Annotated in this window: 10 protein-coding genes and 1 pseudogene; 3 read left to right on the plus strand and 8 right to left on the minus strand. The window is 67.9% G+C overall.

The features are described 5' to 3' along the window. Positions 1–517: 517 nt before the first annotated feature. Genes ACLJPY_RS39855 through ACLJPY_RS39865 form a run of 3 tightly spaced genes read right to left on the minus strand, consistent with a single transcriptional unit; the run spans position 518 to position 2,576 of the window. Positions 518–1,756 (minus strand): hypothetical protein, encoded by a 1,239-nt coding sequence (locus ACLJPY_RS39855; protein ID WP_410596143.1) that lies wholly within the window; start codon positions 1,754–1,756, stop codon positions 518–520. Then, a complete protein-coding gene (locus tag ACLJPY_RS39860; protein ID WP_410596144.1) occupies positions 1,753–2,328 on the minus strand; it encodes an RNA polymerase sigma factor in 576 nt (191 codons plus the stop codon). The genes ACLJPY_RS39855 and ACLJPY_RS39860 overlap by 4 nt, the downstream gene beginning before the upstream one ends. Continuing rightward, a complete protein-coding gene (locus ACLJPY_RS39865; RefSeq protein WP_410596145.1) occupies positions 2,325–2,576 on the minus strand; it encodes a hypothetical protein in 252 nt (83 codons plus the stop codon). The genes ACLJPY_RS39860 and ACLJPY_RS39865 overlap by 4 nt, the downstream gene beginning before the upstream one ends. Before the next feature lie 308 nt (positions 2,577–2,884). Between ACLJPY_RS39865 and ACLJPY_RS39870 the strand changes: the two genes are divergently transcribed. Beyond that, positions 2,885–4,117 carry an RES domain-containing protein gene (locus tag ACLJPY_RS39870; protein ID WP_410596146.1) on the plus strand — a complete coding sequence of 411 codons (1,233 nt, stop codon included), beginning with the start codon at positions 2,885–2,887 and terminating at the stop codon, positions 4,115–4,117. 890 nt (positions 4,118–5,007) lie between these two features. On the opposite strand, the gene ACLJPY_RS39875 is transcribed toward ACLJPY_RS39870, so the two are convergent. The 3 genes and pseudogenes from ACLJPY_RS39875 to ACLJPY_RS39885 all read right to left on the minus strand — a co-directional run. Next, the gene (locus ACLJPY_RS39875; protein ID WP_410596147.1) at positions 5,008–5,964 is read right to left on the minus strand and encodes a tyrosine-type recombinase/integrase; all 957 of its coding nucleotides are present in this window, start codon (positions 5,962–5,964) and stop codon (positions 5,008–5,010) included. Between the two features lie 153 nt (positions 5,965–6,117). Next, positions 6,118–8,826: an ATP-binding protein gene (locus ACLJPY_RS39880; protein ID WP_410596148.1), complete on the minus strand. Its 2,709-nt coding sequence runs from the start codon at positions 8,824–8,826 to the stop codon at positions 6,118–6,120. 232 nt (positions 8,827–9,058) lie between these two features. Beyond that, positions 9,059–9,622: pseudogene (locus ACLJPY_RS39885) on the minus strand (Tn3 family transposase); the annotation flags it as partial. 614 nt (positions 9,623–10,236) lie between these two features. Here ACLJPY_RS39885 and ACLJPY_RS39890 point away from each other — a divergent pair. Then, positions 10,237–10,596 (plus strand): response regulator, encoded by a 360-nt coding sequence (locus ACLJPY_RS39890; protein WP_410596149.1) that lies wholly within the window; start codon positions 10,237–10,239, stop codon positions 10,594–10,596. A 32-nt stretch (positions 10,597–10,628) separates the two neighbouring features. Here ACLJPY_RS39890 and ACLJPY_RS39895 read toward each other — a convergent pair whose 3' ends face one another. Further along, complete coding sequence (locus ACLJPY_RS39895; protein ID WP_410596150.1) at positions 10,629–10,907, minus strand: ANTAR domain-containing protein; 279 nt, start codon at positions 10,905–10,907, stop codon at positions 10,629–10,631. 514 nt (positions 10,908–11,421) lie between these two features. Here ACLJPY_RS39895 and ACLJPY_RS39900 point away from each other — a divergent pair. Next, positions 11,422–11,637 (plus strand): hypothetical protein, encoded by a 216-nt coding sequence (locus ACLJPY_RS39900; RefSeq protein WP_410596151.1) that lies wholly within the window; start codon positions 11,422–11,424, stop codon positions 11,635–11,637. 208 nt (positions 11,638–11,845) lie between these two features. Here the strand turns inward: ACLJPY_RS39900 and ACLJPY_RS39905 are convergent, their stop codons facing one another. After that, a complete protein-coding gene (locus ACLJPY_RS39905) occupies positions 11,846–14,254 on the minus strand; it encodes a CHAT domain-containing protein (protein ID WP_410596152.1) in 2,409 nt (802 codons plus the stop codon). Positions 14,255–14,343: the final 89 nt, after the last annotated feature.

The raw sequence follows: 14,343 nt of genomic DNA on the forward strand, positions 1-14,343 counted from the left end.
CCATCCGCGATGCGCCGGCAAGCGGGGAACGACATTAGCCCTCGCGAAGACCAGGGCGACGTGCGAGAGTGCCGCGGTCGTAGGGCTGGCCGGCTGTCGACGTGTGTCCCACGTTCACGTCCACCGACTGCTGATCGATCACGCAATTCACATTCGCCCGCGACTTGTGAGTAGGCCGGACAGGGAAGTAGGGCTCGGCGGCACACGGGGGCGTTGTGCCGCCGAGCCAGACTCTCGGTGATCGGGACGGTCGGGGGGCGTGCCGGACCGATTACCTCGGTATCAGACAAGAGGGCACGCGGCGGCGGCAATGACGTCCGAAGTCGAGCTTCACCGAGACGGGTGACGTGCCGATGCCCGGAGCCCGGCGGGGCTTCGGCCCCCCGAACCAGTCGGGCATCCGGACGTCGACTGGCACCTTTTATCGCTCGAGGTCAACGCTGGCGAGTCGCAAGCACAGGCTTCCCCGAACGCGGCCCCGATCCATACTCCCGGGACCCATCTGTTGGCCGACTTGCTAACCAATCAGCTCCGTCTCGTCCCGATCGTTGTCGGGTTGAATTCGGGGACCATAGTGACCGGCATTCCGGCGTAGCGGAGTCTCGTGATCGAGCAGCGCCGGGCTGGCCGCGGTGGCTTCGGCGGCCCGCCGGAGAAGCAGGTTGGCTTCGTGGTGGTCTCCGGCTTGGTGGCGAAGCCACGCTAACATGATCAATGCGTTCGGGTCCCAGCCGGTTGCGGCCACCCGAAGTAGCCGCTCGGCGCGAGCCAGGTCGCCGTTCAGCTCCGCGACCCGTGCGGCGTGAACCAGCGCCGAGCCGGTGCTCGGTTCGGCGCAACGCTGCTGGGTGGGCACGTAGAGGTCGAGATCGGGAAGCCGGACATAAGCATCGGCTGCGCCGGGGGAGCCGAACGGCTGCAGGATCCGCTCGATCTTCCATGGGGCTTCGTACCGCACGTTCCAATGGCTGAGGTGCTGGCTCCGAGGGGCCGCGCGCTCGTCGCCCGTCGTGTTCGTGTTGCAAATTGCCCACTGAACCTGCCTGAGCAGTTGCCGCACATTCCAACGGTTGCCTACGACGTCGTCTGGCGTCCGCAACGGTTCGAAGGCGTCAGACATGCAGGGCCAGCGAATCAGGAGGGAGGTGAGCATGTCGCACTCAGCCTGCAGGAGCGGCGGCATTGGTAGCTGCGACCTCCAGCTCCGCCAGCCGCCCAGCTGGAACCGGAACTCGAGGGAGCAGGGCTCGGCGGGTCGGGGATCGTGCTGCTGATCTCCCGACGGTTCGGGGAGTTCAGTCCGGGACAGTTCGCCATGTTCGTGATGCATTTGGGCGATCAGCCAGTCGTAGATCGGCGTTGTTGCTGCTGTGGTCGACACGTCGGTCTTCTGCGTCAGCTCGATCTGGCCTTCGGCGAGTCGGGCATCGCGCTCGTCCTGGGCAGCCTCGCGCCGCTGGGGGATGGGATCGAGGACCTCGGCGCAGATCTGGAGCAGGGGCTCGGCTTCCTCGATATCGCTGTCCACGGCGATGCGCAGCCACCGCAGCGCCTGACCGTGGTTGTCGTGCATCGTCTCCCAGACCCCGATCTCGAAGGCCCGGTACGCGACGACCGTGTCGTCGACCATCGTGCGAAGCACCCGGCCGTGCGCGGCAATCTCGGCGGCGTCCGCGGCCTTGGCAGCGGCGATGAGGTTGTCGACGTCGAACCGGGGATCGGCGCCGTGACCGGTGTCGGGCGTGGTCGGGGTCACTGGTGCACCTCCGGCAGGGTCGGGTATCCATCCAGGTGGGGTGATTTTCGTAGTTTGTTCAGCCCACGGGCTTGGGCATTCTTGACGTCGGAGATCGTGCAGGCCATGAACGCGGCGACGGTCTTGATGTCCAGCTCGAGCCCGAAGCGAAGCAGGAGGATCTCCTGCTGGCGCACGGGCAGCTCCCGCAGCGCCATGATCACGTTGGTGGTGGTGAACAGGCCGTCGATGCCGGGCAGGAACTCCGGCATGTCCTTCACCTGCTCGGCGGTCAGCTCGGCCAGATCAGCGTTGTCGATCAAGGCGGTCTTCGTCCGGCCGCGCCGTCGGAACTCGTCGATCGTCCGGCGCCGTGCGGTGGCGAACAGCAGAAACTCCGGGTTCCTGAGCGCACCCTCGCGCTCCCACGTCCGGATGAGCTCGATCAGGCATTGCTGCACGATGTCTTCGGCGGTGCCGTCGGTGAGCCCCATCTGCCGCACGATGGTGACCGCCTTCCCGAGGTGGTCGGCCACGACGGTCGCGACCGCGGCCCGGCAGAAGGTGATATCCGGTTGGTCGTCGTCGGTCACGCGTGCTCCGCGGGCAGCGCCGACACCGACCCGACCGTGATCGACCAGTCGCCGGCCGGGTCGTGGCTGACGACCCGCGCGGCGCGGCCAGACCTGGTCATGACCTGCGCGACCGTGTTGATCGTGTCGTTGCGTTCGCGGGCCATCGCCCGGGCCGTGCGAAGACGCACCACGTCGAGCAGCACGCGCGCCACGCTACGCGGGCGGGGGATCCGGATGAACTCCGTGTCCGAGGGGTCCCAGTCCATGATCGGCCTCCTTTCTGTCGATGGTGATACCGATGTGGACTCCGCCCGGGACTCACATTTTGAGAAGGATCTTGGACGAATTCTGTTTCGCCTGCTTAAGTGCCACTCTCGGGCAGGGCCGGCTCGGACGACGCTGCGGACGTCGCCAGCGCAGTTAGCCCGGCGCTCCGGGTGAGCCTTCTTTGTGCACGCTCTGGACGCACGACAGCCACGCGATCGGTGCCGCACAGCCGGCGACGGCGAACCGGCACTCGGCCGATCCGACGCCTGCCAGCACCACTCGGCGTCTTGAGTGCTTCGATGTCCTCGTGGGACTCGCAGACGACTACGCCGAGCACCTCGCGGCTCGCGGCTTCGACGACACCGGCGGCCGCACGGTGTGCCTGGACTGTGTCGTCGACGAGAGCCTGCGAGCTGAGACGGTCAAGCAGTTGACGGCGTGGGAGTGCTCGTTCTGCGGCGCGGTGGCAGAGGAAAGCGCCGACGATCCGATCGCGGCTCAGTTCGACGACTTCATGTCGATCGTCATGGGCGCGTTGACGTTCGTGTACCACTCGGCGGAGTCGGCCCTGGCCTGGGACAGCGAAGATCAGACCTGGATTGGCGGCTCGGTGATCGACTCAAGCGACGCGGTGTACGAGCTCTGCGCTGGCGACGTCACCAACGAGGTCCTGGACGCGATCGCGGAGCTGATCCCTCTGGCGGACTGGACCGCCGACGACATCTCGCAACTACAGCCGGACGACGCACTGCGGTTTACTTGGGAGCAGTTCCGCGACAAAGTCCGCTACAGCTCGCGCTTCGTGTTCCTCTCCACACCGGAGGAACATTCCGATCATCCCGACGAGTTCACCACCGAGGAGTTCCTGCAGAAGATTGACCAGGTCCTGCGGGGCCACCAGACCGTGCTCCACGTTCCCGCCGGCCGTCGCTTCTGGCGTGGGCGGCTCACCATCAACCCCGATGACGCCCGCGCCTGGCGCGCGCCCGAGCTCGGCCCGCCGCCGCGCGACCTCGCCTCCAACAGCCGGATGAGTCCCGCCGGGGTCACGATGTTCTACGGCGCCGACGACATCGCCACGGCCATCGCCGAAATCGGTGCGCACAGTTCCCAGCGATACGCTGTGGTCGGCGAATTCGAAACCACCCGCGACCTGACCTTGCTGGACCTCACCACCTTGCCCGACGTGCCGAGCCTTTACACCGAAGCCGGCCGGACCGCAGCGCGCTACGACGTGATCTTCCTCCACGATCTCGCTGCCGACCTGGCCAAGCCGATCGCGCTCGACGGCCGCGAGCACATCGAGTACGTCCCCACACAGGTGATCACCGAGTACCTGCGCTACGTGTCCACGAACAAGGTCGACGGCATCCTCTACCGCAGCGCCCAGAACGATGGCGTCTGCTGCGTGCTGTTCTGTGAGGCCGCTAACTGCATCAATCCGGGCCAGGAGCCGGCGCCGTTCACACCATCGTGGCTGATGCTGCATTCAGAGACCGTGCACGCGGTTCGGGTTCTCGCGGTCCCGGCCCCGCTGTAACGCCGCCACGGTCGCGTGCCACTTCCGCGGCGGTAGACCCTCACTCCGCGGTGAGCTGAGGGACTGAGTTTGCGCCGCTGTCGCGGGTAGCGAGGCTGCGTGATCGTCACTGGGCGGCGACCCCACCGGGCTGAGCGACGTGAATGTTGGCCTAGGCCGTCCGGTCGCGATGTGAAGGCCCAAACGGATAGAGGAGCCCCGACGTGCAGTGGCGGCCCGTTGGCTGCGCCGGGGCCGCGCGCGGACCAGTGGACTTCTGCCCGGCCGTCTTCCTCACGGGGGGTGTCTTGGGCGCGCGCCCGCTGTTGTCATTCGTGTGGTTGCCGCAATCCGCGTCGGCCTGGAGATCCGCATGCAAGGGGGTCGATCTTCGGTTCAGATGGCTCGTGTGTGCACTTTCGCGGCTAGCCGTTGCGGTCGGGGGCCTGCGGCGGGCCGCCCGCGACGCCGTCCACGGCGACCACCTGGCGAGGTCATGCTGGCGTGGTTGATGAGCCCCCGGCCATACGGTCCGGTGGCGCAGTCCTTTCGTGCCGGGAACGCTATGCGCCGGGCTGATCCGCCCTGCAGCCATGCTGATGCGTCGGATGCTGGCGGTAACCCTCATCAGATGCGCGTGGGGCGGCAACCGGCTGTGTATAACGGTCTACATGACTGGGCTGTACTGAGCTGCGTCGGCTGGCTGACTCGTTGTGACAGCAGGCAATAGTTGGCGCAGGAACCTCATCGCGACCTGCTGACCATGGTCGGTTACAGCCGATGGTTGGCGCCGGATTCAGACAGTAGTTGTCACAAAGTACGTCGGCGCGTTCGCGACGTCGCCCCGGTAGGAGTCCCCGTAGTACTCGCCGAATTTTGGGTGGATATGGCTGACCTGCGGTGATGTGGTGCTATCCGCGACGTCGGGGGCTGGACAGCGTTTCGGTGGCCTGGTGCACGGCGGCGAGGCCGGGTTTGACGTAGCGCTGGACGCTGCGCAGGCTCCTGTGCCCGGTCTTGGCCATGATCACGTTGGCGGAGGTGTTGGCGTCGCCGAGGTGGGTGGCGGAGCTGTGCCGGAGCTGGTGCAGGCGCAGGCCGTCGCAGTAGTGGCCGAGCAGGATCCGGGCGCAGTCGCAACCGAGCCGGGCCCGTCCGGTTTCCGGGCAGATGTCGCGTAGGTCGGTGGTCGCGCTCCGGTGCGGGCCGGGGCGGTGTTGGGACAGGAATAGCGGGCCGCGTGTGCGGCCGGCGATCAGCCGGGGCAGCAGGTGGGCGGTGTCGGTGCCCCAGGTGATCCACATGGTGTCGCCGCCCTTGGCGGTGACGCGGGCCTGCTTGTTGGGCAGGTCCAGGTCTTCGATGTTCAGCGCGAGCACGGCGCCGGCGCGGGAGGCGGACTCGTAGAGCATCCGCCACAGCGTCTTCTCCCGCAGCGGGACGTCGCGGCGTCGGCACAGCCGGTCGATCCGTGAGCGGGACACGGCCTTGGTGTCGTCGTTGTTCTCGCGCCGCCGCTCGGCCGAATCCGGCAGGGCGGGCGCGGTCCAGTGCTGCTTGGCCGCGCACCAGGCCAGCCAGGAGCCGACGGCGGCGCGGTTGCGGTTCCAGGTCGACGCGGCCGCCTCGCCCCACAACGCGGTGCGTGCCTCGGCGACCTCGCCGCCGGCGACGTCGGCGAGCGCCCGGTCCGGCCCGAGTACATCGGCGGTCCGGTCGAGCACGTTCGTGTAGGCGCGCAGGGTGTTCGGGTTCCCCGTGATGTTCGGGGAGTCGAGGAAGGCGTCGATGGCCGTGCGCACGGCCGGGCCGCCGGTCTTGCCGGTCCCTCGGCGGCGGGTCTCCAGCTTGGTCACCGTCGACGCCACGATCCGCTCCTCTCAATCGACCTACCGGATAACATGCGGGAGTCGCGTCGTCGAGCGTGCGAGGTCCCCGCTGGTTGCTGGTTGTCGAAGTGGATCAACCTACCGGATAATGGCCTATTATCCGGTAACTGCCCTGGTAGGCAGCGTCGCGGTTCAGGTGTGGTCGAGGTCGTCGAGTTGGTGTTGGACGCGCTCGGCGTCGGCGTCGCGGCCTTGGTCCCGGTACAGCTGCAGCGCTTCCCGCCACACCGTGCGGGCCTGCTCGTGCCGGCCGAGCGCGGCGTAGGGGTGGCCCACGCCGTCGAGGGTGGCCGCGACCTGGTAGGTGTTGTCGAGGTCGCGGCGCAGGGTGAGGGCGTGGTGGTAGTGATTGAGGGCCTGGTGGTGGTCGCCGGCGTGGTGGGCGATGTAGCCCAGGCTGTCCAGGGTTTCCGCCTCGCCGCCGGGGTTGTGGTGGTGGCGGTGCAGGGTGAGGGCGGCCTGGCAGTGCTCGCGGGCGGTGTCGAACCGGCCTAGGCGCGCGGCGTACCAGCCGACCGCGTTGAGCGCGATGGCTTCCCACACCGGCAGGTCGAGGGTGCGGAAGAGGGCGAGGGCGTGGTGGGCGTGCTGCAGGGCCTGCCGGTCGTCCCCCCGCTCTTCACAGGCGAACGCGAGCGCCCGGTGGGCGTGGGCCTGTTCGGTGGGGTCGTGGTGGCGCAGGGCCAGGTCCAGGGCCTGCTCCAGGTGGGTGGTGGCCTGTTCGTGCAGGCCCAGCAGGGAGCAGGCGAGGCCGAGGTTCCGGTGGGTGCGGCTGCGGGTGGCGGGGTCGGGCAGGTGGTCGGCGGCGTCCAGTGCCGCCTGCCACATGGTGACCGCGTCGTGCCGGTGCCCCCGCCGCTGGAGGAAGGTGTTCAGGTTCCAGACCAGGTGCCAGACGGTGTGGTGGTGGCCGAGGGTGGCGGCGGTGCGCTGGGTGGCCAGCAGGGTGGCGTGCTCGGCGTCCAGCCAGGCCAGCGCCGCGTCGGTGTCGGGCAGCGGGTGCAGGCGCACGCCGGGCGCGTGCGGCCCGGGCCGCACGAGCGGGCGGTGGGGGTCCAGGAGGCGGGCGGCGGCGTGGGCGGTGTGCAGGTGGAAGTCCCCCACCCGGGTCAGGGCCGCTTCCCGCACCTGCTCGGGCAGGGTGGTGTCGGCGGTGGTGGTGGCGTAGCGGCGGATCAGGTCGTGCATGGTGTAGCGGCCGCCCGGCCGCCGTTCCAGCAGGGAGGCGTTCTCCAGCCCGCTCAGCGCCCGGCGGGCGGAGCGGGCGGGCAGGCCGGTGAGGGCGGCGGTGGCGGGTGGGGTGGTGTCGGGACCGGGGGCGATGCCCAGCAGCGCGAACACGGTGCGCTGGGTGTCGGTGAGATAGCGCAGGGACCAGGACAGCACGGTGGGCAGGCTGGCGGCCGGGTCGGTGTCGTGGTCGAGTGCCTCCAGGCCGAGGTCGCGCAGTTCGGCGGCGGCCTCGGCCAGCGGAACGTCGGGGCGGGTGCCGGCGGTGCGCGCGGTGATCGACAACGCCAGCGGGTGGCCCCCGCACAGCCCGATCAGCTCGTCCACCGCCCCGGGTTCGGCGTCGACGCGGTCGGTGCCCAGGCGGGCGGCCAGCAGGCTGCGGGCCTCCTCGGGGGACAGGACGTCCAGCGTTAGGTGGCGGGCGCCGTGCCGGTCGATCAGCGAGTCCAGCCGGTGCCGGCCGGTGACCAGCACCGTGCAGGACGGCGAGCCGGGCAACAGGGGTACGACCTGGTCGCTGGTGGCGGCGTTGTCCAGCACGATGAGCATCCGCCGCCCGACCACCAGGCTGCGGTAGAGCGCGGCCTGGGCGTCGAGGTCGGCCGGGATGCGGTTCGCCTCGACGCCCAGGGCGTCGAGAAACCCGCGCACCGCCACCGCCGGCTGCACCGGTTCGCCGGTGGGGCTGAAGCCGTGCAGGTCGACGAACAGCTGCCCGTCGGGAAACCGCTCCAGATGCCGGTGTGCCCAGGCCAGGGCGAGCCAGGTCTTTCCGATGCCCCCGGCACCGCCGATCGCCGACACCAGCACCGTCGTCCCCGCATATGCCGGGCCGGTGGTGGGGGCTGCGGTGGTCGGTTCCCGCGTGCCGGCGCCTGGTCCCTGCGGCGCAGCGGCGTCGGTGAGGGCGCGGTCCAGGCGGGCCAGTTCCGCAGTCCGGCCGGTGAACAGTCCCGGTGCAGCGGGCAGCTGCCGCAGGGTGTCCGGCGGGTATTGGGTGAGGACGGCAGGGTCGGCCGGGTAGGGGTGGTCGGGCAGGGCGATCCAGGCGCGGTCGTGGAAGGACTTCACCCTCACCTCGACGGGCCGGAACGTGGCCGGGTCCAGGGTGGTGGAGTTGCGTACGACCTCGTCGAAGACCAGCCCTGACACGATCATGGCCAGCACGCCCGGTGAACCGGTCAGGGCGTCGCGGACCGGGGCTGCGTCCAGCAGCCGGAACGCCGCGACCATCGTGGGGGAGGTCGCGCCGTGGTCGTCGAAGGCGACCTCCCCGGCGTGCACTGCCAGCCGCAGCCGGGCGCGCGCGGCGGTGGGGCTCGTGCTGTTGTGACCGCGCACCGCCCGCGCCAGCGCCTCGGGCAGCACCTCCAGCAACGGCGCCTTCGGGTACTCCGGCGGGACCAGGACCACCACACCGTCCCCGGCGTCGCCGTGCCAGCACGCTTCCATGGGTACCCCGGCCGCCGCCAGCGCCTCGGTGACCACCGCGTACATCCCGGCCCGGGTACCGAGCTGGTGCGGCAGGGTCCGGCTGGCAGCGCTGTAGCCCTCCACGTCGACCAGGACCATCGTGCGGTGGACCGCGTGCCGCCCCGTAGCCGCCATGCCGACCCCCCGAGGACAGAACCACGTGGTGCACTGGTGAACCACAGTTTCTATCGCCCCGGCGGGGCGGGTCCCGCGTCACGTGACACACCGGTCGCCCGTTCGGCCCTGCAAGTCCACCCGACCGGGCGACGCTCCCCGGCCACGGTCCCGTGCCTGGCAGATGCTCAACTCCGAAAGCAGCTGACGAGCACCGTCCTCCCCCCGGGCGGCTCGCCGCGAATCCCAGCGGTCAGAACAGGGTGTCGCGCACCCGCAGCGGCCGGTACCCGGTGGGGCCGAGCTGGGTGAGTTCGCCTTCGATGTCGACCTCGATGGCGCCGAAGAAGTTGATGTTCTCCGAGTGGGCTGGGGAGATGTGGGCCAGGACCTCGTCGTCGATGCGGCGGCCGGCCGCGCGCATCTGCTCGACGGCCAGGCCGTAGTACTCGGTCGTCCAGGTGACCACGGCGTTGGTGACGAGGGTGAGGCACCACGCCTGCTCGGTCTGGGCCTCCAGGTGCCGGGCGCGGATTATTCCTTCGTGGGCGTAGAGCAGGTCCCGCTTGAGCGCGTGCAGCGACTCGCCCTTGTTCAGCTGCCGGGAGATCTTGCGGCGGTAGGCCGGGTCCGACAGGTAGCGGGCGGCGTAGATCGTGCGTCGCAGCGCCCCGTACTCCTTCAACGCCGCCGCCAGCGCGTTCTGCCGGCTCGACGCCGAGAGCTTGCCGAACAGCAGAGAGGCGGTGGCGTGCCCGAACTTCAGCGACCCGGCCAGGCGCAGCAGGTCGTCCCAGTGCTCGGCGATCAGTTCGGTGTACCGCGTCGAGCAACACCGTCACCCCGCGTGCGGCACAGAAAGTGACCGCGGACGCATCCAGCACCAGCCCCCGCGGCCGCAGACCAACCTGCTGCCCGAGCAGGGCAGCCAGGTCGCTGGTGACCGTGAGGTCCAGGTCGCCGACCGCAGTGACCACCCTCGTCTCAGCTGTCCTGGTCACCGTGAACGATGCCGCGAGTGAGTACTCCCATCGGCGCCGCGGCCGGGGGGACGAACTCGGAAAACAAGGTCAGGGCCTCCTCGGACCAACACCATGAGGCCGAACCGCCGGTGCACAAGTCCAGCCCCTCACGCCCCCTCTGGGGCAGGCGAGTTACGGACGCGACGGCTACCGGGCTGAACCGCTGCACCACGACGGTACAACCGAGCAGCAAACGCTGCAGTTCAACCGCGAACTTGTCACGCGGTCGTCCGCATCACCTCGATCGGGCGATTCGTGCACCAGATGAGGCGCCGGCGTACCGGGTGGTGCACTTGCGTCATGCCGGACGCCCGATGCGTCTATAGCTTTTGCGGCATGCTGAAGCGCCTGCGGAAGTACCCGTCTCGGCTGGAGCAGCCCCTCAGGCGATGAACCAGGTCCGTGTCCTGTGGTGGATCAGTCGCCGGAGGTCCGGGCCGCGCTCCGTGACGTCCTTGCCGCCGAACCTGATATTGAGGTGGTCGCCGACACCGGATCCGGGCTTGAGGCCATCCGGCTCGCTGCCACACATCGGCCGTCAGTCACGGTGTTCGACGCCCAGCTGGGTGATCAGCACCTGCGCGCCCTTCGCCGGTTCCACCACCATCAGCCTCACGTCGGGATTGTCGCCTTCTCGGGCTTCGAACTGCAGCTGCCCGAAGAACAACTCGCCAGCATGGGCATCGCCGAGATGCTGATCAAAGGCGCACACATCCGGCTCGTTCTCGACGCAGTCCGCCGAGCTGCCCGCATCGCCGACCGGCCGTAACGCCGTGGCAGCGACGAAGTCATGATCGCTGTTCAGCCGACCGCCGCGTCCAAGCCCCGCCGCCGGGCCTCGTCCAGCACCACCGTGATCGCCTGCTGGTCCAGGCCGGCCAATCCACTGGGCTGCTCGGCGCGACTGGCGGCCGCGACGATGACCGCGGCGACGTCGTGCACCTTCTCGTTGGTGTTTTGGGATACCTCTCGCAAAACGACGAAGGCTTCATCAGAGGTGCAAGCCCGCACCAACATGATCATTCCCTTCGCCTGCTCGATCACCGGCTGCGTCGCCAGCGCTTCCTTCAGCTGCTCCACCTCGTTGGCAGGATCACCCGGTCCTCTCCATGACGTCACGACCAGATTTCACACCACCCGCACAACCGAGGCCGACACCGGGACCAGGCACGAAGGCGAAACGAACGGCCGTCACCGTGGCTGCCGGCGGAGGTGCTGTGGCCACAGCAGTACACGAGCGTCCAGGCGGTGGGCTCCGACAGGGGGTGTGAGCGAAGCGCTGAGCAAGCGATGCGTCGCACCGGAAGGGTGTACGTGCCTTAGCGCGGGGTAAGCGCGACATCGCGCGTGGTTAAGCAGTAGCCATCCGCGGCGCGGAGTGGGTTTCGTCATAGCCACCGGACCGACTTTCCCTTGTGGACTCGCCGACACCCAGGACGTCGTGCCAGATTCCACTTGGACATGCCAACTATCGCCTGTCGGCACACTCGTGGTCGGGCGTCTCACCGTGACGGTCAGCCGACACCTGTCGAACGTGTGTTCTACCGTTTGCTAAGTTCGTGTCGTTGGGTGACCTGGAAGTCGGGGAGGCCTTATGGCGTGGTTGGTGCGCGAGCGAGCCAGCGGCCGCGAGTGGCGGGTGGGCGATAGCGACCTGGCTTGGGACATCGGCGGTTACGACGCCGCCCGTTTCGAGCTTCACGTCCTGGACGAGAAGGTCGTCGGCGCGCCGGACGGCAAGCCTGACCCAACGTTGACTCAGGAGCCTCGGCTCGGATCCGCCAGAGTCGACACTCACAGTATGCCGTAGGGCGCGGTAGGTAGTCGTAGGCCGATAACAGCCCTTATGTAAACCTGCGCCCTGACCCACTGGCGGGGACTCATGACTTCAAGTGTATAACGACATGTACGGCTGCAAGGGTCTGCAACGGTGCGGTGATGTCGATGTTGGGCTGTGTCCCGCCGTCGCCCCGGTGGTCCGTGTACGACATTGGAGGACGACCGAGGGCATATGCGGCTTAACCGGCTCCAAAACACACGAACGGCCGACGGAAGGGGTCGATTGCGATGGCTTCGGCGAGCGCCTGGGCAGGTGGCTTTCCGGCGGAGAGGGCCCGGTAGTAGTCGTCAATCGCGACGGCGGAGGCGATGTCTCCCACCCTGGATACCGGCGCGATGACCGTGCGTGCTCCGGCGTCCAAGAGTGTCCCGGCAAACCCGACTGGGTCGTCGCCGGGCCGGAGATGATTCATCGGGAGCTCGCACGAGCTGAAAACGACATGCTGGGGCGGTGGGCGCAGACGGGACATTTCATGTCCAAACAAAGCGCCGTCGGACAATTCGAGCCGGGAGAACAAAGCGTTTTCTGGCTCGTGAGCGCCGTGGGCGGCGATGTGAACGAGTGTCGCACCTTCCATTGCATGCAACACCGACTCTACACTCGCTGCGGTGCCGGTCAGTTGTGTCGCCATCGGATGATGTGAAGTCAGTTTGTCCAGTTCGCCGCGAGCGCCGGCCAGCCCTGGCCCGCGGACGAGTACGGCCTCGCCAGATCGCAGTAAGTTGACCCGTTCAGCTTCGAACCACATCGCCGCTGATGACGCGACCACCGTTGGCCGCCGTTGCAGGCCGGATAGCACGCCCCACGGAACGGCGAACAATTCTACGGTTGGGATGATTACCAATTCGCGATCGCCGATTAGGTCGATGAGCGGCTCGATAAGTTGAGCATGGAGTCGGCCGGCTTGCCGGTACGCCGAGGCGAGGACAACCTCGGCGAGTCGCTCCGGCAGGTTATCTGGCGCCAACGCGTCCAGGTCGACGTTAAGCATCCGCGCCGCTTCGGCAGCGGCTTGAGCCGACCCCAGCCGCACCACTCGGGACTCGCCGCCAGCGAGAATGACCGCAACTAGATCGTCCTTCGCAGCCGCGAAGGTGATCATGGCGCGCTCGCCCAACTGGGCGAAGACATCATTTAGCGCTGTGATTGGTCGCGGCCGGCCCCAGCGGCCGGAACGCCAACCGAGCCGGCGTGCGTCTCGGAGCCGTTCGTTGTATTTCGCTCGCAGACCCGCGATCGGTCGGCCATCATGCTGCGCCTCGCGGATGGCTTGGCCGAGGTTGCGCACTTCGGCCACCCGGTCAGCCTGCTCAGGATCGGTTTCCGCGCTCAATGGTTCGTAGCGGAAGGTCTGTGCTCGCGTCCGTTCCAGCCACACCCATAGCCGCCGCGGGTCGGCGCGCTGCAACATGAGCATGTTTCCAAGGTCGGCGAGTTCTTGAGTATGCAGCGCTGTGCCGGATACGAGATCCTGTTCGCCCATTCGGTCGCGCACAGCTTCGAATTCGGTGAGTCCTGCGCGCACTTCGGTGAGTGCTTTGGCTCGCTGTCCACGCGCGAGAGCCAGTTCGGCGCGACAAAGTCGGCGCAGCGTCCGATGGTCGATGGGGGAGAGCTGGCCGGGCCGCGGGACGAGAGCCAGAGTCTCGGCGGCACGGGTTAGGTTGCCGCATCGAATGTCAAGCCGCACAGCGAGCATCCGCGCGGTCGCGGCGTAACCGTTGAGGGCGGCCGCAGACATCGAGTCGGCGACGCTTAAGGCGCGAGTTATCAGCCGGGTCGGCACAGATCCCGTCTGCAGGCTCTGAGCCACCTCGGCGCGTAGCTGAGTAAGTCTTGCGTTCGCGGTACAGGTCGGACACCCGTTCCGTGTCAAAGCTTTTGCGGCCACGGCAGCCATCTTGCGGGCCACATTGAATTCGCCGGTCACGAGCGCGGCCGAAGCCCGATCTAGCTGCGCCTTCGCCAGGTCGCTGTCTCCGGAACGGTCGCCATCGAAGCTGTCGATCAAGTCGTCAAGGTGGTATGCGGCTTCGTCGGCCAATCCCGCGAGAAGCAGCGCTCTCGCCTGAGCGAGCCGCAATCCGGACGGTATCTCCGCGTCGATGGCGCGGTAGCTACGCTCGCTGAGTTCGTAGCGGCGCAACGCTTCGGGAACGTCGCCGATGCGCACCTCGAGCAGGCCAAGCGTCCACTGGACGGAAGCCGCGACATGAGGAAGGCCGAAACGCTCCGCCAGAGCGAGAGCCCGAGTGAGCTCCTCGCGAGCCTTGGTGACGTTTCCAAGCTTTAGATGAGCCCAACCGCTGATGACCCAATCTTCTACGATTGCCGATCTATCAGCTACAGAAGAATCGGCGGCCAGCTCGTCCTCTCTGGCCCGAGCTTCTCCATGCGGGTGGTTGCCGTAGTGCTCGTTTTCCGAGGGTGGAGATTGCGTGCCGGGGACCATCGCGCCCTGCTCACGACTGGCGCGCTCGACGATTGCGTTCGCCAGTTCGGGCGACGTACGATCGCGAAGCTCTCGTGCTCCGGCGGTGCCAAAAGACGAGCGTTCAAGTAGTGCTGCTATCGCGTGCAGCAGCATGCCGGGCTCATCCGGTTCGCGGTGCACTCGGTCGAGGACACCCATAAGTGCGAGCTGTCGGTACCGCAGCCATTCGGTCCTATCCGACA

The organism is Amycolatopsis sp. lyj-23, from assembly GCF_046549135.1.
Lineage (GTDB): Bacteria > Actinomycetota > Actinomycetes > Mycobacteriales > Pseudonocardiaceae > Amycolatopsis.